Source organism: Pseudomonas abyssi (assembly GCF_003444685.1).
Classification (GTDB): domain Bacteria; phylum Pseudomonadota; class Gammaproteobacteria; order Pseudomonadales; family Pseudomonadaceae; genus Halopseudomonas; species Halopseudomonas abyssi.
In genome coordinates, this window is sequence record NZ_LMAZ01000002.1 from 194082 (window position 1) to 214559 (window position 20478).

At 55.2% G+C, this 20478-nt stretch carries 28 protein-coding genes; 1 reads left to right on the top strand and 27 read right to left on the bottom strand.

The features are described 5' to 3' along the window. Positions 1 to 68: 68 nt before the first annotated feature. From ASB58_RS09035 to ASB58_RS09065, 7 genes are all read right to left on the bottom strand, one after another. A complete protein-coding gene (locus tag ASB58_RS09035) occupies positions 69 to 542 on the bottom strand; it encodes a GNAT family N-acetyltransferase (RefSeq protein ID WP_202974615.1) in 474 nt (157 codons plus the stop codon). A 26-nt stretch (positions 543 to 568) separates the two neighbouring features. After that, entirely contained in the window at positions 569 to 1033 is a 465-nt protein-coding gene (locus ASB58_RS09040) for a DUF4275 family protein (protein ID WP_118130181.1), read from the bottom strand. Positions 1034 to 1186: 153 nt separating this feature from the next. Then, positions 1187 to 1570 (bottom strand): hypothetical protein, encoded by a 384-nt coding sequence (locus ASB58_RS09045; RefSeq protein ID WP_147336808.1) that lies wholly within the window; start codon positions 1568 to 1570, stop codon positions 1187 to 1189. Positions 1571 to 1647: 77 nt separating this feature from the next. After that, on the bottom strand, positions 1648 to 2037 hold the full coding sequence (locus tag ASB58_RS09050; protein ID WP_118130183.1) for a hypothetical protein: 390 nt from the start codon (positions 2035 to 2037) through the stop codon (positions 1648 to 1650). Positions 2038 to 2052: 15 nt separating this feature from the next. Next, positions 2053 to 2469 carry a hypothetical protein gene (locus ASB58_RS09055; RefSeq protein WP_118130184.1) on the bottom strand — a complete coding sequence of 139 codons (417 nt, stop codon included), beginning with the start codon at positions 2467 to 2469 and terminating at the stop codon, positions 2053 to 2055. Positions 2470 to 2580: 111 nt separating this feature from the next. Continuing rightward, positions 2581 to 2919, bottom strand: a complete 339-nt coding sequence (locus ASB58_RS09060; protein ID WP_118130185.1) for a hypothetical protein — start codon at positions 2917 to 2919, stop codon at positions 2581 to 2583. Positions 2920 to 2965: 46 nt separating this feature from the next. Continuing rightward, positions 2966 to 3322: a VOC family protein gene (locus ASB58_RS09065; RefSeq protein WP_118130186.1), complete on the bottom strand. Its 357-nt coding sequence runs from the start codon at positions 3320 to 3322 to the stop codon at positions 2966 to 2968. A gap of 584 nt (positions 3323 to 3906) precedes the next feature. Here ASB58_RS09065 and ASB58_RS09075 point away from each other — a divergent pair. Further along, positions 3907 to 4278 (top strand): hypothetical protein, encoded by a 372-nt coding sequence (locus tag ASB58_RS09075; RefSeq protein ID WP_118130187.1) that lies wholly within the window; start codon positions 3907 to 3909, stop codon positions 4276 to 4278. A gap of 74 nt (positions 4279 to 4352) precedes the next feature. Here ASB58_RS09075 and ASB58_RS09080 read toward each other — a convergent pair whose 3' ends face one another. The 20 genes from ASB58_RS09080 to ASB58_RS20535 form a co-directional block, all read right to left on the bottom strand. Next, on the bottom strand, positions 4353 to 4670 hold the full coding sequence (locus tag ASB58_RS09080) for a hypothetical protein (RefSeq protein WP_147336809.1): 318 nt from the start codon (positions 4668 to 4670) through the stop codon (positions 4353 to 4355). Positions 4671 to 4801: 131 nt separating this feature from the next. Then, a complete protein-coding gene (locus ASB58_RS19860) occupies positions 4802 to 5161 on the bottom strand; it encodes a hypothetical protein (RefSeq protein WP_147336810.1) in 360 nt (119 codons plus the stop codon). Positions 5162 to 5212: 51 nt separating this feature from the next. Beyond that, positions 5213 to 6286, bottom strand: a complete 1074-nt coding sequence (locus tag ASB58_RS09085) for a suppressor of fused domain protein (protein ID WP_202974616.1) — start codon at positions 6284 to 6286, stop codon at positions 5213 to 5215. Positions 6287 to 6405: 119 nt separating this feature from the next. Next, positions 6406 to 8013 (bottom strand): hypothetical protein, encoded by a 1608-nt coding sequence (locus tag ASB58_RS19865; RefSeq protein WP_147336811.1) that lies wholly within the window; start codon positions 8011 to 8013, stop codon positions 6406 to 6408. An 18-nt stretch (positions 8014 to 8031) separates the two neighbouring features. After that, complete coding sequence (locus ASB58_RS09095; RefSeq protein ID WP_147336812.1) at positions 8032 to 8673, bottom strand: hypothetical protein; 642 nt, start codon at positions 8671 to 8673, stop codon at positions 8032 to 8034. A gap of 128 nt (positions 8674 to 8801) precedes the next feature. Continuing rightward, complete coding sequence (locus ASB58_RS09100; protein ID WP_118130191.1) at positions 8802 to 9776, bottom strand: caspase family protein; 975 nt, start codon at positions 9774 to 9776, stop codon at positions 8802 to 8804. Positions 9777 to 9789: 13 nt separating this feature from the next. Further along, on the bottom strand, positions 9790 to 10161 hold the full coding sequence (locus ASB58_RS09105) for a TIR domain-containing protein (RefSeq protein WP_118130192.1): 372 nt from the start codon (positions 10159 to 10161) through the stop codon (positions 9790 to 9792). Between the two features lie 107 nt (positions 10162 to 10268). After that, a complete protein-coding gene (locus ASB58_RS19870; RefSeq protein ID WP_147336813.1) occupies positions 10269 to 11585 on the bottom strand; it encodes a hypothetical protein in 1317 nt (438 codons plus the stop codon). A 606-nt stretch (positions 11586 to 12191) separates the two neighbouring features. Next, positions 12192 to 13073, bottom strand: coding sequence for a restriction endonuclease (locus tag ASB58_RS09115; RefSeq protein WP_118130194.1), 882 nt, complete (start codon positions 13071 to 13073; stop codon positions 12192 to 12194). A 65-nt stretch (positions 13074 to 13138) separates the two neighbouring features. Beyond that, positions 13139 to 13699, bottom strand: coding sequence for an AAA family ATPase (locus ASB58_RS09120; RefSeq protein ID WP_202974617.1), 561 nt, complete (start codon positions 13697 to 13699; stop codon positions 13139 to 13141). 3 nt (positions 13700 to 13702) lie between these two features. After that, positions 13703 to 14161, bottom strand: coding sequence for a hypothetical protein (locus ASB58_RS09125; protein ID WP_118130195.1), 459 nt, complete (start codon positions 14159 to 14161; stop codon positions 13703 to 13705). A 24-nt stretch (positions 14162 to 14185) separates the two neighbouring features. After that, on the bottom strand, positions 14186 to 14545 hold the full coding sequence (locus ASB58_RS09130; RefSeq protein WP_083727115.1) for a hypothetical protein: 360 nt from the start codon (positions 14543 to 14545) through the stop codon (positions 14186 to 14188). Between the two features lie 35 nt (positions 14546 to 14580). Next, on the bottom strand, positions 14581 to 14952 hold the full coding sequence (locus ASB58_RS09135) for a VOC family protein (protein WP_118130196.1): 372 nt from the start codon (positions 14950 to 14952) through the stop codon (positions 14581 to 14583). A gap of 101 nt (positions 14953 to 15053) precedes the next feature. Next, positions 15054 to 15587, bottom strand: coding sequence for a cysteine hydrolase family protein (locus ASB58_RS09140; RefSeq protein ID WP_118130197.1), 534 nt, complete (start codon positions 15585 to 15587; stop codon positions 15054 to 15056). A 35-nt stretch (positions 15588 to 15622) separates the two neighbouring features. Further along, the gene (locus ASB58_RS20445; protein ID WP_407920678.1) at positions 15623 to 15856 is read right to left on the bottom strand and encodes a DUF6228 family protein; all 234 of its coding nucleotides are present in this window, start codon (positions 15854 to 15856) and stop codon (positions 15623 to 15625) included. Positions 15857 to 15859: 3 nt separating this feature from the next. Continuing rightward, positions 15860 to 16021, bottom strand: coding sequence for a hypothetical protein (locus ASB58_RS20040; protein ID WP_181977904.1), 162 nt, complete (start codon positions 16019 to 16021; stop codon positions 15860 to 15862). Between the two features lie 36 nt (positions 16022 to 16057). Next, a complete protein-coding gene (locus ASB58_RS09145) occupies positions 16058 to 16483 on the bottom strand; it encodes a DUF2846 domain-containing protein (protein WP_118130198.1) in 426 nt (141 codons plus the stop codon). 56 nt (positions 16484 to 16539) lie between these two features. Next, positions 16540 to 18396, bottom strand: coding sequence for a M48 family metallopeptidase (locus ASB58_RS09150; protein WP_118130199.1), 1857 nt, complete (start codon positions 18394 to 18396; stop codon positions 16540 to 16542). 204 nt (positions 18397 to 18600) lie between these two features. Beyond that, positions 18601 to 19296: a class I SAM-dependent methyltransferase gene (locus ASB58_RS09155; protein WP_118130200.1), complete on the bottom strand. Its 696-nt coding sequence runs from the start codon at positions 19294 to 19296 to the stop codon at positions 18601 to 18603. A gap of 69 nt (positions 19297 to 19365) precedes the next feature. Continuing rightward, a complete protein-coding gene (locus ASB58_RS20535) occupies positions 19366 to 20478 on the bottom strand; it encodes a methyl-accepting chemotaxis protein (RefSeq protein WP_456239130.1) in 1113 nt (370 codons plus the stop codon).

Genomic DNA, 20478 nt, shown 5'->3' on the forward strand with positions numbered 1-20478 from the left:
AAGCGATACCTCAGCCGCCTTTGTGTTGATGCCTCGTTGGTCACCTGCAAACACAGGAACATAAGCGGCTACAGCGGCGTATTTCTCGCCACCATAAACACCTCGTCAGCTGAATACAGATCAGCAATGGTAGCGACCACCTCCGCCCCCAGCGCGCTGCGGTACAGCTGCTGCGCATAATTGTCAGCCCGCGTGTTGACGATGATGTGCTTGAGCGCAGCGCCCTGGTGCGCCAACTCGGCCTTCACAAGCGGCAGCGACTGATCAATCAACGCCCGGCCAGTACCCTGGCCATGCCGATCCGGCAGCACCGCAATCTGATCCAGCTCCAGCACCGCCTGTGCGCGAAAGCCACTCTTTTGCGCCCAGAGGATATAGCCCGCCAGCGCGCCCTGCACCTGCGCGACGTAACAGAGAAAGCGCGGGTGAGCGGCTAGCGTTGCCGTGAGCCACTCGAGCGAATGCTGCTGCCGCGCAAAGGCCAGCCGGTGCACGCAGGCGGCCTGTTCAAGGTCAGCGTGGCGCATAGCGCGAACCCTCACGGTCACGTTCTCCTGGCCTGACATCGCTACAACCAACCCTGTTCACGGGCAAAGGCTATGTCCTGCTGCCTTTTCAGGCGTTTTTCGTTGTCTTTTTGCAGCGCGGCATAGTGCGGATGCTGGGCAAAATACGGCCCCAGCAGGCCGTCTTCGTGGGTAAAGGCCATGGTCCAGGCCATGTTTTCCGGAAACACGTACACATCCTGGCCGGTGAGGTTATCTGGGCGCAGATCAGTCAGCATTGCCGGCTCCCCGTCATTCGGCAACAGGATATAACGCGCCGCTAGGTGCGAGGCGTACGCCTGCAGCGCCGCCCGCCCCTGCAAGGCCGGGTAGCCGCCACCGCTGAAGATGTGCCACTTGTAGGCCTTGGTATTCAGGCCCAGACCGTTGCGGCAGAACACCTCCAGCCACGCACGCTCGATGGCCTTGGACTCATCCCGGTCGAACGTCTTCAGCACCTGCCCCGGTGCTATTTCGTCGTGCTCCACAGAAACTCTCTTATCCCTTTAACAGGCGTCCAATAAACTATTGGATTACTCATCCAAGCCTTTTGCCGCTAATGACCCGCTCACCTCATCCGGCACCAAAGGCACCGCCCGACCCAATGAGGTCGCTAATTTAGAGACCTACGGCAAATCGGCTCAGCCACTGTTGATCTGACAACTCTGATGCCTACGTCTTACCCTTCGTGCCTCGTATAACCGGGAAAACAGAAAAGCCAGCCCGAAAAGCCCTACGCCTATCAACCAACCGAAGGTTCGTAATAGCCAGGAGACAGACCAATACAGCTCCTCTTCACTCCGCATAACGTAGCCAATGGAATCAAAGGCATCAGCACCAACAGCCGGAGGAAAAAGTAGCGCCAGAAATACCTCGGAGTGATAACTGAAAATGCCATATCCGATTGCCGCCCCCACCAAGGCGCAGATCAGCAACACCCCAAGCGAAAACCGACTCCAGCAGAGCAAAAGGATGCTGAGAAAGACATAGATCACCAACAACGCAGCTAACATTCCCAGCATCACGCCTCCACTCCATAGGGTCAAATCTTCCGGTTGAACGTCAGCCATTGATACTTAAAATCGTGCTCAAATTACCAGCACTATTGATCTGCCGAAGGCGGCGTAATACGGCCATCGCTGAAGCGGCGCATATACGGCAGCAGCACACGCTCATCGCCGTCAGCCAGCTTGGCGATGATCATGCCTTGATCACCGTCGCGGTGGTTAGGGCCGCAGCTGCTGAATGCGTACTCCAGCATAAATTGCTGCCCCTCATGCACCTCAACGCCAGAGGTAGTAACTACCTCGACAATCTCCGCCCTCGCCCGCCCGCCATCCACCTCGGACAGTGCAACGCGCGCAATCACATCTGCCTCAAGCGGCGGCTGAGGCAGGGCGTCAAAAAACAGCGTGTCTTCAAGGATACGGCCCATGCAGGCGTGCACAGGCAACGCTAGAGAGCAGACGAAAAACGCGATCAGCAAACGCATGGTTCCCTCCACGGGTCAGTAGCCTTGCCCATTGCCGACTTTAACTTTAGCGGCGGCGCGCCACTGACATAACCCCAGCGGCAACCAGACAGCGGCGAGTACACACAACTGGTAGTAGGCCAACCGATAGGGGTGCGCCCAAGCCCCGGTGTAACCAATCGCCAATGCCGTAGCGCCCACAAAAACAACGCTCACCAGCAAGGCCGCGCGCACCGCAAACCTGGGCAGCGCCAACACCAGCAGCCCCTCAAGCGCAGACAGCACCACAAACCCGGCGCTCCACAGCCACAGCGTCAGGGCCCAACCGTAGCCACCTCTAAACGCCCGGCCTGCCCCCTCGGCAACCAGATGGCCAAGGCTGTACAGCGCCACAAGCATAAACAGCCGCAGTAGCGGCTGTAGCAATAGCAGGTGTAGCGGGCGCAAGGTCATGGGGCGTCTGGGTCTCGTTTTGCATCACCGTGCCCGGCGCCGCCGACGGCGGTCAACGGCTGGCCTCCAGGCGAGCGACTCAGGCGACAGGTGGTCGAGCCAGCCTGCGCCTTACTCGTCACTGACCGGCTTGAGTGCGTAGGCCTTGTAGGTTTCTACAAATTCCTTTGCTGCGGCCAGCGTGTCCGGATACGGCACCGATTCCAGCGAATCGCGTGTTGGGCGTATCTTCTGAAACCGAAAGCCGTGCTCAAAGAGGTAGGCCACCTTCTCCCACTGCTTCAGGTCATTCTTTCTCGGCGCCTTGAAGTGGCGGCCAAAATTGTAGGCCGGCCCACCGCACTCAGGGCACACAAGCTGATCAGGGCAACCCGCCGCCAGATCGAACTCGCGCTTGAAGGATTTGCGGCAACCCAGACAGGCAAAAGCCATGTTAAAGGGTGTGGGCATAAAGCCTCCTGCTACGGCGCCCCGAGGGGCCAGCCCTGGTGCCTGTTTAAACCGAGAACACGATCTTGTTGCGATCCAGATCGCGGATGTAGGCAGAGTATTTGGGGCCGCGCTGGCCTGGCCCTCCCTCGCAGCTGCCGCCGAGCGTCAGGGCCTTGGCATGCAGGCGGCTAACTTCATCAGCAGAGCCCACGTTCAGCCCGATCATGGTGCCGTTGCCATTGGTGGCCGCCTCGCCGTTAAACGGCTTGGCCACCGCAAAGGCAAAGTCCGGCCCCTGCCAAAAGGTCATGCGGTCGGTTGCCAGCACCTGACTGAGCCCGGTGCCGTCGAACAGCGCGTCGTAAAAGCGTACCGCGGCGTCCATGTTGTTGGTGCCGAGCACGCAATAGTCCAGTTTCATATCAATAACGTCCTTTTCTCTTTTGTTAAATACGCAGGAATACCTGAGGCTGCAGCGCCGTCCAGCAGCCACTCTACCAGCCACTCCGTCAGCCGTTCTCCCCGCTTATGGATAAACTGGTTGCTGACCGGCTCATCAATCCACTCTCGCTGCCGCACCAGCACCAACGGCTGCTCACTACCCGCTGTCGCGTCGCTAAAGGCCTTGGCCTGCTCGTAGGTCGCAAAGGCGTAGTAGTAGATCTCGCCATCAAACTCGTCGGGCGCACCCTACCAAGGCCGGCACCATACGCGGTATTCCAGTACATCATCGTAAAAGTAACCGCCGCCCGATTTAGTGTGGGCCGGATAGGTGCCTACCAGGGCGGAGTCTATTGCTGCGGGGTAGTGGCTCATGCGCGTCCTGCTGCCAGATGGGTAGTCCTCGCCAAGCGAGCGCGTAACAGGCGACTAATGAACTGGCCTGTGCCCTCCGAGGCGCCAAGCAGTATACCTGCCCAATGCCAGAGCACCACCCGGGCTTGGCGCATTAAGCACGGCAGCTGCTGTGGTAAAGTGGCCGCTTAATTCCACCAGGTAGCCCCCATGCTTATATACATTTTCATCGCCTGCGACCGGCTGGATGAAAAACAGGAAAAACAGCTCAAACAGAACCTGCCAGCTCTGCAAGCCGCGCTACAGACCTACGTTGAGGCCAACGAAGCCAACCGCGCCGAGCTGATTAACGATTGCACCAGCGATGACTGCGAAGACTGGCAGCTGGGCATCAGCCAACCGGTGAAAAAGCACACCCACCTGGCTCCCGCCGTCAACCTGTTCAACGGCCTCGCCCAGCAATACGACATCGACTGCGAAGTAGGCTCCATCCAAGACGGCGAACGCGAGCCGGTCAGCTACTTTGGCAAACATGAAGGGCAAGGCGACGCCTTTTTGATCGCCCAGTATCTGGGGCTGTAACGCGCAGCGACTGCCAGACACCGACCACGGCGAATGATGAATAGGCCGGGGCAAGCGAACCGGCCCGCGTTAGGTCACCCCGGAGAACCCCCAGCCTCAGCGTCATCAGCATTGCGGCCTCGCCGGGCCGCACCAGCACGCTTGAACAGCCGATACGCCCCCAAACCCGCAAAAAGCGCGAACACCCCAAACGACAGCCCCACCACCCCATACACATACTCACTACCCGCGTGGTGAACCGCCACCCCGTCAAAGTAGCTACCCTCCTCGTTGTACGGCATACGCGCCTTGGTATACGCATAAGCGCAGAGCATCGCTGCCGCGATGCCGAGGAGCAGTGCGAGCACGCCTGAGGCGATGGCGAGGATGCTGAGTTTGGTGGTGGTTTTCATGGGGGTTAGTGACATCGGATCAGGAGGCTGGAATCAGGCAGTCCCTGCGAGCAAAGCGAGTGAACTCAACCACTTGCTACGCCCCTTGCTCGCAGTATTGCTTGCGGCCATTACGTATGCTGATACGCGATTCAGCGCTGAGTGGATTTTATGTAATACGCACCACTAGCGTTTGTTAGCCGCGAGCCGTTTTCTGATACAGCAAGCGGGATTTGTAATGACCTAGACCCTACGATAAAAAAAAGCGAGACCTCGTCACCAGTAAACCTATATGTCCCGCTTGTTGTTCTGCCATCAGGCCCACGCGACACAACCTGCTTTCGTTCATCAAATATCAGCCAATCCTTAGGGTTGTCGTCAGGATCAAACGCAAGCTCCCATGTACCGACAAGCCAATCATTAGAGCTTGGCTCAGCTAGCGCATTCGCCGCTTGGAGTACCACGAGCAAACTAAAAATGCCATAGACCAACTTACGCGAATACTTTTTCATTTCCACTCCTTGTTTTATGAAAAACCAGAATAGGCCTCATCTTTTCTCAAGCTATCCGATCGTCTCGACCACTGTTCCGCTGTGGTCCTTAATATGTGTCTTCTTGACGTGCAACACTATTCCATTGAAGGCCCGCAAGCCGTAGATTCCCTCGCGTTGCTTAAGCACCGACTGGAGTTCGTCCAGGACGTTCGTCCGAATTTCAAGCCGAAGCGTATTGCCGTCGATCGAGTACTTGTTATTAGCTCCAGAAGCGAACACGACCTTGCACTCGCCCCCAATGAGGGCGAACTCCTTACTGAACGGCAATCGGTAGGGAAGCAAGCCGAGAATCTCCTTGACTTGGCGCGCTCCAAGGGAGATCTCCATTTCAGGCTTCCTCAGTAGGCGCTTATTCTCTCTCCAGGCAAGCTGATCAACAAAGACGTAGCCAGTGTTCGAGCCCTCTGCGGCGGCGCCGGCAGCAAGCTTCTCCCGTACTTCTTTCTTTTCCAGAAGCGAGCCGCGCTCCAGCTCGGTCAGCAGGAGTGGCAGGTGCTCCTTGAATACTTCCAGCACCTTCAAAGTTTTCCACTGCTTAACCACGAGCTCTTCATCTTCCGTGATCCCAACGACCTGCAAGAACTCGACATGCCCGTTCGGCGTTTCGATGGGGGGCAGCTCTGGATCATGAGTGAAGACAACTGAGCGAATAAGAGTCTCCGATTCCGAGGCAATCGGACCGTTGGCGTTCAGGTAGTCCCCGTTGGCGAACACGTTACCCGTGTTGAAGACGTATCGCGCAAGGTTTTGAAGGAAACTGAGAGTCCAGCCCGGCGGCTCCTCGGCCGCTGCATGCGTCTTGAGCCGCATCGTGAGCTCGAACCCCCAGCCACTAACGTCTTTGTTCTCGGACTGCTTCTCGTAGAGTTCGCTAAAGCCGTAGGTGATGAAGTGCCAGTGTGGCACCGGATCGAGACGCTTGTAGGCGCTTATACCCCTGATCGGGTCAGGACCGCCAAGCTCGTAGCTGATGAGCGTGCCATAGTGCTTAGGCTCCTGACCTGCGTAGCGAGGAGCTAACGCCCCATCGATGGCTTCCCAGCCTGGCGACTGTAGGTCCCCTAGTTCCATCCGCTCCCCCATGAATCGATGTGTCTTTTTGGCCGTCGGCAACCTGGCAGGCCATTGATGATGAGACCTAACGCTGCGCTCACCGATAAATTACAAGCGCAGCGAGTAGTTTATCCTCGTACAGCACCTTGTTAGCTGCTTTGCGGCAATAAGAAAGAGCTGTCACTGAGAAAATCGTTCACTTCTTCGGAAATGCGCTCACACCTTTTTAACTTCTCATTGATATCCTTATCAAGACTCCCCAATACAAATTGGGTTTCCTGAGCCTTAATAACCCCAAGAATATCCATTTTATCTATTAAATAAGCGACCAATGACATTGAGAGAGCGGTTAATGACCCAACAATTACCGCTGTTACAACAGGGGAAAATGGCGCGAGAAATGGCACACCCAGAATAAGTTTCTCAATGACCTCCTCGAGTGCCACACCAGCAACAACAATCCCTCCAGCTGCAATTAGCTTCATAGCCTCGTGCATTGTCTCGGCAAAGCTCATGTCAGCAGGAGGAAGAAGTATGAGCTTCAACGCTTTTAATAAGGAAAACACACCTTCTCTGACCATCCTAACAAATCGCTTAGCGGTGGTTACAAAAATATTTACCAGCGTTGTAATTAGGTTTGATATAAAACCCGATATAAATCCAGCTGAGAAACCTTCTACTACTCCTTTCCATTTATTCCCAATGCTTCGGCCAATGCGAATCAAGCGGACCTTGACATCCTTATATAAACTCTCGCCTTCGAGCCCATTGTTGTATGCATCTTTTATTTCAACAATTGCACTCGAAAAAAACTCGACCAAAAGATACCCAAATGCTTGTTGCGCGCCCATTTTTGCGCCTTCGCTTACGCCTGTGGCTGCAGAGTTTTTAAGATAGTATTTTGCTTTATCTGTATCAGACGGCAAATGTCTTGCCGAAGTTTCTTTGCCTTGCCGGATCTTATCTTTTAGTTTTCGCCCGTCTATATTAAATCGATCTTTATTTTCAATTCCAGACTCACTCTTCTTTGACATCCACTCTTCTTTATCAAAATCCCTCATTGACTGATTTATTGAGCGATCTGTTAGCGCAAGGTTATCTTCATCTGTCGCAAAGTCAGCCTTTTGTGCTGACGACTGCATGAAGCCGCCATTTTTATGGTATTGAGATAGCGACTCTATATGATCTGGGCTGGTAGTATCTGCTTTTGTCATTTTCCCAGTATAAGCATCTTGCACCATCTGATTCTCATCCATTTGAGAACGAGTATAGATAGCACCTGAGCTGTTTTTTCCTGCATTTGCAAACTGCTTTCCTTCACTACTCTTGCTATGTGTATAGTCCTCTCTTCTATAACGATCTTCGTCTTTAGCATAAACACCATTATTTGCGTTATTTATTGTTGTTACATTTCCACCCACCTTGTCATACACACTTATTATTTTCCCAAGCCCAAATGGACCTGCTATCGATAATATGACGCCGCGCTTTGTTTCATCTATAAGCTGCCCCAATCGATCTTTGTGAAATGAAGCTCTGAGTTCGGAAAGCAAAGCCTTGACCTCTTCGGCATTTACCTCCACAGAAACATTAAGATCAGATGAATAGCCAAGGCTTGTCACGCGACCGCTGTCTATGCCTTGACGAAGAAGCTTATCGACCAGCTCTTGATCAGTAACGCCACGAACGAACGGCAGAGACTGATTTCTCTTTATTATTTCTTTCCTTTTTTTGAAACGATCAATTCCGCCGCTCATTATTTATTACTCCATGTCTTATGCTGCTTTAAGCTGATTCCAAGCTTGAACAAATGCCTCTTCCTCTGGCTTTATGCCATCTATCTCCATGACAAACCTAATTAAATCCTCATAGATATCTAGAGACATTCCGGAGTCTTTTGCCAGTAAGAACGCTTCTTTAATAGTAGGTGGATTATCATAAATATCTTGAATTTTTTCCTTTACATCCTTTGGAATACTCTGAGCAGTCATTCCTTTGACAAACTCACCAATTTCTTCACGTTCATTATCAGAGAAATTACCATCGCACGCCGCGCAAGCGACCCCAACAGCTTCCATGGCAATAATAGCTTTGAAATGCTCGTCATGAGACTTGAGCTTCTCTAGTGCTTGAGAAAGCTTGTTGAAAAGCTTTTCTATCTGCACAGCATTTTCAGCCCGCCCTTCAACTCTTCCTTCCTCTTTTATCTGTTTTTTCTCTTTTTCTTCACTATCAGCTATAGCAGCGCCAACTACACCCCCCACTGCTCCTGCACCTACGGCTGCAGCGATAGTTCCAGCACCGGTAAGTGAAGCGATAACAGATGCCCCCCCCAACAATGAGCCGCCACCCGTAAATGGGGCAGCAGCAATAGCACCAACACCAACAGCAGCACCAGCTAAAACTTTACCCCACATATCAATCTCCTATTCAGGCTTAGTTCAAGCTTACAATGTTAAATTTTGGTAGCTAACGCCACACTCTGAGGCAAACCAGAGCGAAGCGTGGGTTTGTCCCTAGCAGCGCCTTGTTAGGCAATTTCACGCTAGATCCTATTCTTTTCAACTAAACGCCTATAGTGCTCGCCCATAGCTGTAAGCCTACAGGACTTGCTTTCCATTGCTGCGTTCCACATATGCGGGACGTCTACAGGAGCAAGCAAATTCAAGCGATTGAATCGTTGGAGAATCGCAAAAATTCGCGTATTTTCCGGGTCTGGTGGAGGCATCCCGGAATCCCTTCCTTTCATCTCAGGCTCAAAGGTTGGGTCAAGCTGAAAGAAATATCCTGGAGATGGAAAAAACTCAGTAATTCTTCTTAATTCATCCGTTGCTATTGCCGGAGTAGACTTTCTAAGAGACACGAACTGCTTTACATTTGTTTTGAATACCGGTCGCTGCTCCCAAGCACCTAAAGATTGATCAATGTGTGCATAAATACTACCCGGTGTAATATCGCCTGTGAGATTAGCCGCACTACCATTTAGCGCATCAACTAACAAGGTAGTAAAAACACCCCTACCATTTTCCTCAGTAGCATATTGGTCTTTAGTTGATGCGGTCAGAACAGTGAGCCCCTCCGACAATGAAGCTAGTTGCCCAGCATTGGGCGGAGTGCCTGCAATACCAGAATGGCAGCTATCTAAAAAGATTATTTTATTTTTTGCGGGTGAGTTATTAGCTAAAGTGAGAATCTCAGTCAATGAAACACCTTCATCTCCTCGACTAGAGTCAGTTGCCAACAGGTACCCGCCGGTCGCCTCAATATGGCCATGCCCAGCAAAGTAAAATAACGCAATATCTGCATCCGTTTTAAAAAGCCGTTCAATTTGATCTTTTAATTCGCCGCGTTTAACGCGGCCTGCTGGTCCTGTACCAGTCAACAAACGACAATCGAAATTTACTGCACCTCCATCATGTCGTTCTAGCACAGCTTTAACTTCGTGGGCATCGTTCACACAACCATGAAGAGAGCCTCCGTGCTCGTAATAATTTATTCCAACAATAAGAGCGATGCGCATTTGAGTCACTCCCTTATAAGCTGTCGATAAAATCCTCGATAGCCTTCCATGTCCATACAACAGTTCGAACACCTTGGACATTAGTTCGATCGTCGGTATAAGCCCATATCCCTAAGACTTTCTTCCCTTCTTCTTTAGCGCAAGCAATCTCCCATTTCTGCCCGCTTGAGGTAAGGGAGTCGCTACTAATTAGCGCGATAACACCATCAGATCGCCTAATTCTTGTTCTAACTTTATTTTTCCAGTCGGTGTCATATGCGTCCTTGACTGACATATCTATATATTCAAAAGGAGAATTTGTATTTAGTGATTGTCCCTTAAGAAAATCTCGCTGCCTCTCATCTTCAATTGCAAACGCAACAAATATCGTCTTTTTTGTAGCCAATTTACTCTCCGTTTTAGTTTATGGTTGATTCTCGATTGGTTGCCTAACGCTCGCATTTGCGGCTGGTTTGGAGCGCAGCGGAAAACCAGTCCGACAACATGAGCTTGTTAGGGCTCTTCTGGTTCTGGAAGGAATCGGTATTCCGAAATATCAAATTCATCGATTACCTCCAAAGCTCGCTCCACAACGAGTCTATGATCGCTGTCAGCTCGGCCACGCCAGTGCGTTTGGTTATTGTTTCCTATACCTTCGATCAAAAGTTCGATATCAGCTTTATCGAATTTGCTAACATGAGGCTTTATAAATTGTGAAAAGAGCGAATCAGCAGCGTCGAAGTTTGTTGCGTTTATGTACATTATAACTAGTAGTTTGTTGATGCGGCTTTTTATACCAGCTGATTCAGCATGCCTCATTAGATCATGAACGTGATTAATGTGTATTTTATGTGCTCCACCAAAAGAACATTCATGATTCGTTTTTATCAAATTAATGAGCATATTTATGTGCTCAGCAATATTTTTGCTGAGAAAATATGAAACAGCTAGCAAATCTACATCCGATTTTGCTTTAGCCGACACTACTTCCCTAGTCGCCTCACTCAGAAGATTAAACAAGTGTGGGTAATCACCCAAGAAGAAAACCGCTTGACGTAATGGTGAGCCGTCAGATATTTCACTGAAGCATGGAGAGTTGTTTTTTATGTATTCGGTTAATGTTTCACGGTTTCGATCAAAAAGTATCCTGACTGCCCGGGAATTAATGATTCTATTTTCATTACACCGCTCATCTTCAATCTTGAAAGTTACCCGCCATAAGGACTTAAATATTTGAGCTGAAACCTCTTCGTTTAAGTTTTTAAAATATTTTGACTCTAGGTACCTTTTGAGCTGGCTGTTGTCTGCGAACAAATCTTTTATTTTTTCAAGATCTTCCGCTAGTTCGGCGAACACCTGCTTTGTTAGGATCGGGGGTTTAGTTAATACAGAGTCCAGCGCAACCCTTATATCTGATAGAACCATCTCTCTATTGGGGCGAAACAGAATATCAGCTTTGCTAATCACTGGGTGAGCTGACAAATGCCTATGCCTATGCAATGCTTGCAAAGAGTCAAGCTCATGAGCCTCTAACAAGCTTGTTCGTGAAAATATCTCTTTTAAGAGATTCTCCTCCCATTTAGGATTTGCAGGATTTTTCTCTTGAAAATCTGACATTTCATTAAGGATCGATTCTGCTTTTTCATCACCATGAATATCTTTTAAATATTGTAGTTTATAAACTAGGTCACAAATAACTACAGTCCACAACATTACAAGTGCAGACCTATGGTTTCCATTAAAATAGTTATTCATCACTTCACGAAAATACTCTTTCGTACGGTGATCATGAATGTTATTAGCTGCTTGCTCTACTGAAAACTCGTACATCTTAATCCTTATATTGTCGCTGCATTCCTGACTGGTGCCCTAACGTGTGAAGCCAAGCACCAGTCGCGCTTGCGCGAGTGTGTGACTTGGCGGCTTGTTATTTGCTGATGGCGTTGCACTGACATTTGCCACAGCAAATGGATACGCCAGCAGCTTGCCGAATAGCGAGCGAGGGGGATGAGCAATTGATGGCCTCTTCTCTGCCTTAAGACCAAGTGGTTGTCCGGTACAGCACTTGGTGCTTCCCGGCAACCACTTGGTCTTAAGGTTTGATGTTAGGCGGAGGTCTGTCAATTTCACTTCCTAGACTTTGTGCTCATATCAGCTGCAGCCAATATACTGTTTAGATATACAGCACTCTGTGCGGTTTGCACTATGCTGATATGGGGTCTCGCTCGCTATCGCGCAAATAACAGCTGATTGGACCGAAGGCTTCATCATTGCATATCAGTGACTCCTTCATAACAACGCCTCCTTCCACACATCAGCATAAATAATTAACAATAAAAACAGCCACCTACCACCATTCCATCAACCACGCACGTAATAACGCGACTTCCTCTTTTCGTGCTTTCAATAACCCTGTATGACATGCCATGTGGGCATTTAGAGCGGCTGCACATTCACGATACCTCTGCATTTTGGATAGGTGCTGCAGCCCCAAAAGCTGTTGCCGGCGTTAGTGCCTTTGCGCGCAATGCGTTTGATCATGCTGCTGTGGCATAGCGGGCAGGTTGGGTCTTTTGCGGGCTGGAGGGCTGCGGCGGTGGGTGTGCTGGATGACGTGCTGGTTGGCTGAGTTATGGGCGTGCTTGGTTGGGCGCGGAGCATCAGGCGTTTAAGGCCGGCGCCGTCGATCAACTGGATGTTGCGGCCCTGGGCGAAGCTTTTGGCCTCTTGGGTGAACTGACCTGAGGTGACCACATAACCACCCGCGGCGCCCTCTGCGGCCATGGCGCCGAAAAACTCTCTCACCACCGGTACGCCCACCTTGAGCGAGCGCCAGTGTTTGCATTGCACCAAGTACTTCTCGTTGTTCTTACGCAGGATCAGGTCTACGCCGCCGTCGGCGCCCTGGCCGCCGGTTTCGGTAATGCTGTATCCCTTGCGGCGGAAGGCTTCGCCAATGAGGTGCTCAAATTGCTGCCAGCTGAGGCCGTCGATGGCTTTGCCGGGTTGGGTGGCGGCGGTGACGCTGCCGAGCAATTGCTTGCGTTTGTAGCGCGCGAGCACCGAGCCAATGGCGCCCAGGCCGCAGGCAATGGGGATGAGGTATTGGCCGAACAAGGCAAAGGTGCGCCAGAGCTGCGCGGTGAGAATGCCGCCCATATCGCCCGGTTTGAGGGCCGCGGGCGGGGTAACCGGTGCGGTGGCGATGGGGTGCAATATCAGCCAGCTGACCAGACCAATGGCCAAGCTTGCCCACCAGGGCAGACGTGACAGTACAACGATCAGGTCTTCAAATGCAGAGGTCCGTCTGCGTGCCATCCTTTGGCTCCTTTAACTGGCTTAGTGCCATTAAAGCCCTAACCTGGTGCGTGGTAAAGCAGCTTTTAGTCTGCCCCGCTCTGCTCTGCCGCCTGAGCTATCGCATGCAGCACAAAGGCCACGCGCTCCGGCACACTGCAACAGGGCACGTCCACCACGTCATAGCCCCAACGCAGGTACCAGCGTTTGAGGTTTGCATACACGCGTTGGGCTTCGCTAAAAGTCTGGTCTCGCTCGCCGTCCGTTTGGTAGATGGCCTGCCACGGCGGCAGGAAGAACACGGTGCGGTTGTAGGGGTAGGCGCTGCTTTGTTGCGCTACGGCGGCCTCGTCCATGGCGCCGGCGGCGTGCAGCATGTAGAGGGCGTCTACCACGCTGCGATCAAAGAAGCATGGCGTGTCTACAGTCTGCAATTGCTGATAGTGCTGCGTGTCCTGCTCGAATATGGCCTGGGCAAAGGCGGCGGGCTCGGGCCGTGGAGCAAGGCCGCTCTGTAGTCGGCTGCGGATAATGGCGCGGGCCGACTCGGGCACCACGGGATAACCGCGCTCGGCCAACGCAGCAAGCAGCGCTGACTTGCCGCCGCCGGGGCCGCCAGAGAGCACAAAACGGTTGGTCATAGGCATGGGTTACTCCACCGCATCCAGCGCTGCAGCGGCTGCGCGGGAGCGGCTGATGGCTTGATCCAGCTGGGCGGTGCAATGATCGCGCGCGGTCTCCAGCGCTGTATCTTCCACCGATTGCAGCGCGGCCCGCCGCACAGCCAGCTCGCCGGCCTGCTGGGCAAAGGCATCCACAAAGTCCGGCCCCAGCGCGGAGACATTCGTACACTCCGCGCCGCCGTTGTAGGCCACCAGCTCGGTAAGAAAGAGCTTGGGATGGGCTTGCGCTACCTGGCCCAGTGTCTCGTTGATCCACTCGGCCACGGCGCCATCTGCGCCTTCATACAAGCGGAACAACTGCGCGGTGGCAGCGGCTTGTCCGGCCAGGGCCGGCTCGCGCGCTGCGGCAACATCTTGCTCGGTTACCGCTGCCCACACAGGCGCACACAGGGCTGCGGCGAGCAGCGCAAAGGTTGGTTTGTTCATGGACGATTGACTCCTGCGCGGCGCTCAGATGGTGTTGTCGAGTTGGATGGCTTTCTCGGGCACACGCCAGAGGCGCACACCGTCGACGACCATGGTCCAGTCACCTTCTACTTCGTGGGGCGGTTCGCTGACCTCAAAGCGTGTGGTCAAGAACAGCAGACCGACAATAAAGTCGTCGCCCTCAAAGCCCTGCATGGGCCCATTGATGGAGGTGGTGCCGCCGCTTTTAAGCCGCTCATAGGCGACGGTGCCGTCTGCCAGAATCAGCAGGCTCATCTCTTTGCTGCGCCATTGGCCTACGTAGTCCAGCCGGTTCTCCGGTAGCGGTTCGGCGCAGCCAGCCAGCAGCACGGCCATGGCGATCACCAGCAGCCAGTTTTTCATTGCGATTCTCCGTTGCGTTCAGGGCACCGGGCAGGTTACCGATTTGCTGGCGTGCGTGCCTCCGACCAGACCGCAAATTCGTTACCGCTGGGTTCGATAAAGTGAAAACGACAGCCACCGGGAAAGTCGAAGATCGGCTTGACGATATCGCCGCCGCATGCCTGCACCTTGCTCAGCGTTGCAGCGATGTCGACACTGTAGAACACCAGCAGCGCGCCACCGCTGTCTGTGCGGTTGCAGGCGTCTGCCGTGAAGAAGCCGCCGTCCAGTCCCTCACCGGAAAACGCCGTGTAATCCGGGCCGTAATCGACAAAAGCCCAGCCAAAAGCAGCGGTGAAGAAGGCTTTGGTAGCGGCCAGGTTCTTAGCGCCCAACTCAACGTAATTCAGTTTTTCATGCTGATGCATCGCGTCTCTCCTGCTACGAGATTGAACACCGCCGGGCGAGCCGGCGGCGTGGTTGAGCCCCCCCCATTAGAGGGAGCGAGGCTAGCGCATGCTGGCCCACATCAGGCTGGCTTTTGCTCTGCTACAAGCGCTGCGGTGGCTGTCAGCTCGATGTTGGGGTGCTTCGAGAGCGTAAAGCTGTGATGCGCAATGATTGTGCGAGCATCCAGGTGTGGTTTGTCGTGGGTGGTATGGGCGTCATCTGCCAGGGTCACCTTGTAGCCGCGGCTAGCTGCGCTGAAGACGGTTCGATCGATACAGAACTCGGTCGAGTAGCCGCAGACAATAAGATGCTCTACACCCTCTTGTGCCAATCGTTCGGCCAGGTCAGTACCAAAGAAGGAGTCAGGTGTCTGCTTGCGCACCGTGATGCCCTGCTTGGCCGCGGTCAGGCCAGAGTAGAGTTGCCAGGCCGGGCTCTCGGGCTCGAGCATGCCCGGAATCTGGTGCTGGATAAGTACGGTTTTCAGTGAATGTGCGTTGGCGTATTCCACCAAGGCGTTGATGTTGCGGATGACAGCCTCGGACTGATACGGCGGCTGAGCTGAGCCAAATACGCCGTTTTGCACGTCCACCACCAGGAGTGCGGACTTCATACCAATTCCCTTTAATAATGATGTGTTTCCTACCCTCAGGCAGGTACCGGGCCAAAGAAAGCACGTGCAGCTTTGGCGAGAGCGGGCAACTGACCAAACTCACAGTGCAACTGAGTTCTGACGTACCACCCCTCAGAAGAGCCTAACGGCTGCAGCTCCAGGCCGACAGTTACAGTTCTGCGCCAATCGCAGGTAGCAGTCAGTTTGAACTCCCTCTCCAGCGACGCCCAGCACTCAGGCTCTGACCAGGGCCGGTTTTGTGCGCCCAGCCGCTAGAACAGGCGCGCCAACCCACCGGCATCGATGTAGGCCCAGACATCCTGATGGCAGGTGAGCGCGCTGGATGAAAACGTCACCTGAAAGTAATCACCGTTGCGGCTGTGCAGTACCAGCTCTGCGTCGCTCGCGGCGGATTTGATGCGGAAGGTAGTCACGGTGCTCCGGTCGGTTGTTGCGCAGTTTGCGTCAGCTCAGTTCTCGTCAAACAAAACTTCGAGGCGCGGCATCTCCGACAGCGCTCTTTCACGATCAACAATCGCCAGCCCGGCAACCAGGTTGACGTGCTGCCTCAGGTAATAGGTTTTGCCCGCTTCAAAAAGCGCTTCTACCTGCGCCCCTGACCCCAGCTCCAGCGCACGCTTCTCTGCCGCGATGCGATGCATGCCGGGCGGTAACCGGTACACAACATAGGCGTCGTCATCCAGGTCATTGATGCGGCAATGGTCGATGGACATGGGCGTGGCATACAACACGCCGACCATGGCGCCGGGCCGATAAATCACCAGGTTGGCAGCCTGCGGGCCAGACGCCGTGGGCACACTGCACACCGGCGAAACCGTTGAACACCCCGCCAACAGCGTGATTGCCAGCGCCAGCACAGGAACCTTCCATACCATGTTGTCTTCTCCTGATTGCTATGAAGAATCCGCAGCCACCGCTGCCGGAACCCTTTTTATAACCGCACCCGCGCCCCGCGCTTCCACCAGAACTTACGACCAAAGCGGTAGTTGTCGCCATCGGTACTGAGCACGAACACCTCACCCGGCAGCTGAATTTCATCGACCAGACGTTGCCCGATAGCGTCTACCTTTTTGCGACGATACAGCCCCCACCAACGCGTACAGGAATACCCGAGCACAAACAATGGGCGCTCGGGGAACAGGGCTACGCGCTTACGCAGCAGGTAAACCCGACGCAGCCCCGGCATGGCCCGCAGTTGGGCACGCAGTGCGGCAAGCTGCTCCTGATCCAGCCCATGGGGGTCAAAGGTGTCCTTGAGGGTGATCTGGTCGCGCTCGGCCCGTGCGCGCTGCAGCAGCTCGTGGCGTTCCAGCAGGCGGTCATGCCAGGCATGGGCGGCCTCCTCTCGGCCACGGCGCCAGCAGTAGTCGCGCAGCACTTCATAGCCGCTCAGCTGGGCGTCTTCATCCAATTCGGTGGCCTTTTCGACCAGGGCCAGGCCCTCATCATCGTCGCGCTGCAACAGTCGCAGCCCCAGCGCGTAGCAGACTACCGGCTGGTCCGGAGTCTGTTGATACAAGGCTTTGAACAGCGGCAAGGCGGCGTCTTCCCCGGCGCCGTACTCCTCGGTCAGGCAGGCGTGCTCATAGCCATCCTGCGGGTTCAGCTCGGTGCCCTGCTGCAGCATTGCATCCAGCTCACGCAGGCGTTCACGTCCGCGCGTGGCGGTTTGGTAGCGCTCTTCCCAGGCGGGCAGTACGGCGGCCTCCCAGCGACAATCCAGCTCCTCGGTGATGGCCGACAGCACCGGGCCGAGCAAGCGATCTGCACGCGCATCAGGGCCAGGCAACGATAGCAGCGGCCCCTGCTGCAGGGCGCGCAGGCGGTCGGCCAGCGCGGGATGGGTGTCGTCTGAGCTGGTTTCGCGCTGCAGCGCGTGTTCAACCCAGTCTGCCATCGGCTGGTCCTGCAGGCCGCCGGACACCTTGTCGGCCAGGCTGCCATAGGGTGCAAAGGCCGGGCGCGGCAGGTCGCTTGCGCTGCGATGGATATCGCTCCAGTAGCGCTCGCCCAGATAACGCCCCACTACGTTGACGGCGGTCAGCGCCTCGGCAATCGCCTGCGGCGAAGTCAGGCGCGCCGCTGCAGCATCAGCCTCATACTCGTTGGCCCGCGCCAACGGGAAGGAATAAGCCGTAAAGTACGGCACATACCAGTTGAAGAAACGGCGAAACAGAAAGGTGCCAAAACGGCCCTCGCCGACCAGCGAGTCGATCAGGCGATGCCAGCTCAGGCGCAGGCGGTAGATCCAGTTGGATACCCGGCCATGGCCGCCGGCAAGGTGGCCAAACTCGTGGGCCAGCACGGCCCTGAACTGTTCTACGCTGAGCGTCTTCATCAGCGGCAGGCCGATGACCAGATAGTTGCGATACCAGCCGAATACGCCCAGCCTGGGTGTTTGCACCACGCAGGCGTTGAAGTCGTCGGTAATCAGTACGCGATGAAAACGCGGCGCCTTGAGCCCCTTGCGCAGGTCATTGATCATGGCAAACAGCTCAGGCGCCTCCTTCTGGGTTACGCGCCGCCCCTGCGGTGCATCCAGTTTGACCCACAGTGCCTTGAGCACCATCCACATCAACACCAGCAGCCCCAACGCCAGCTTGGCGCCCAGCGCCTTGAGCGCGACAACGCTGATCACCGAGGTCAACAACAAGCCGACCAGCATAAAGGCGATGTAGCCGTAGCCCAGCAACGCCAGCGCCAATACGCGCATCTTGTACAGCCACGGGCGCCGCAGCGCCTGCGCTTCCAGGCGTGCTACCAGTTGTTCAAACTCCCGGTTGGTCATTGCGATGAACTCCCTTTATCGTTCTTATCTGGGTAGCGACGCGCAGCAGTACGCCACACCCGAGGCATCGGGGTGTGGCGTGAGTATCGGAGTGCAGGGTGAAGTAGAAGCAAGCGCGCCATCCCTGGGCCTTGGGCAACGCTGCCCACTTGGCGAAATTACCGCGTCCGTGCGGCGGGGTAAAGTGGCGAAGTGCGCGGACGATTAGTCCCGACGCGCGCTCCAGGCGCGGATCATGCCAGCCTGAAAGAACGGAATCGGCGCGGTGAAACCGGCCTGCCGGATCAGCGCCTCAACGTTATCGGCGGGCAGTACGGCAACGTCCTGGCGATAGGTCTGCTGCATCCGCGCAACCACCTGGGGCGTTACCGGCTCGGCCGCGACAACCTGCGCCCAGAGCGTCATCAGCCGCGCCTGCTGTTGCGGATCGGCGCGGGCCGTGAGGTCGGAGCTGGCAAGAATGCCGGCCGGCTTTAAGCGGGCGGCTATCTGGCTGAAAAAGCCGATGCGCGCCTTTGGGTCCAGAATAAACTGCGAGACGAGAAAGCTGGTAGCAGCATCAAATTCCGCCTCTTCCGGCAGGCTGTCGAGGTAACCGGTGTGAAAGCGGCAGCGCTCGGCTACGCCCTGGGCCTCGGCGTTGCGGCGGCACTCCTGCATCATTGCGCTTGAGGGTTCAACTGCGGTGAAGCGCCACTGCGGGTAACGCGCGGCCAGATACAGCAACTCCTGCCCGGTGCCAGCGCCGACACACAGCAGGTGCGCGTTGTCCGGTAGCTCGCTGAACACCGACTCCAGCAAAAAGTGCAGACAGTCGCGGATGGGCGCCTGCCGCGCCCACTGCTGGTCATAGCCTGCGGCCTGTTGATCAAAGAGTGCTTCCAGTTCCTGGCTGTTCATGCGGCGGCCTGTGCTCCGGTAACTAAGTGAGGGCAATCATCACCCGACTCAATCACCATACCGCAGCTGTCAAGCCACCCTGAACCCCTGCGCCAACGCCTGCAGCTCACCCGCCAACTGCGCCTGACTGTCGGTCACCTGAGAAATTTCCCGCGAGCCGTTAAGGGTCTGCAGGGAGGTTTCGCGCACTGACGTCATGCTGCGCGAAATGTCCCGCGTTACGGCAACCTGCTGCTCGGCAGCGGAGGCAATCTGCGAGGCCATGCCGGAGATGCGGTCAACGTCCTGCAGGATGGCGGCCAGGGTGTCTTCGAGTTTTTCGGCTTCATCGGCACTGAGGTTGGCCAGCTTGTGGCTGTCGGTCACCGCGGTGCGCACGCTGTCGGTGATATCGCGGAAGCCGCTGATCATGCTTTCGATCTCAACCGTAGAATCATGCGTCTGACGCGCCAGATTGCGTACCTCATCGGCAACCACGGCAAACCCGCGACCATGCTCCCCTGCCCTGGCCGCCTCGATGGCGGCGTTGAGCGCCAGCAGATTGGTCTGATCGGCCACCGCCTTGATCACGTCGATCACCCGGGTGATGGACTCGCTACTGGTCTGCAACCGCTCCATCTGGCCGTTGACCTGCTCGATGGCCCCGGCCAGATGCCGAATACGGCCAACGCTATCCTGCACTACCTTGCGACCGGCTTCATTGCGCGCCGAGGCGTGTTGCGCCGCTTCAGCCACCTGCTGGGTGTTGCGCGAGATCTCTTCCGAGGTGCTGGACATCTCCTCCGCCGCAGCCGCGACCTGATCGACCAGCGCCTGCTGCTGGCCCACCTGGTCGGAGTTTTGACTGGCGGTGGCGCGGGTCTGCTCCGAGGCGGAGGCCAGGCGCACACTGGTTTCGTCAATCTGGCTCAAAGCACCGGAGAAGGTTTCAATCAGCCCGTTCAGCGCGCTGCCGATCAGCCCCATCTCGTCCTTGGAACAGACCCGTGTGCGCACCGACAAATCCTTGCGCTCCATGATCTGACGAAAATCACCCAGCAGCTGATTCACCTGCCCGGATACCCCCATGATGATCAACAGCGCCAGCAACAGCACCGCGCCAATCACCACGCAGCCAATAATGGCGGCCCGACGCAGCTCCGAGCGCGCGCCCGCCAGCACCAGATCGGTGCCCTTCGCCAT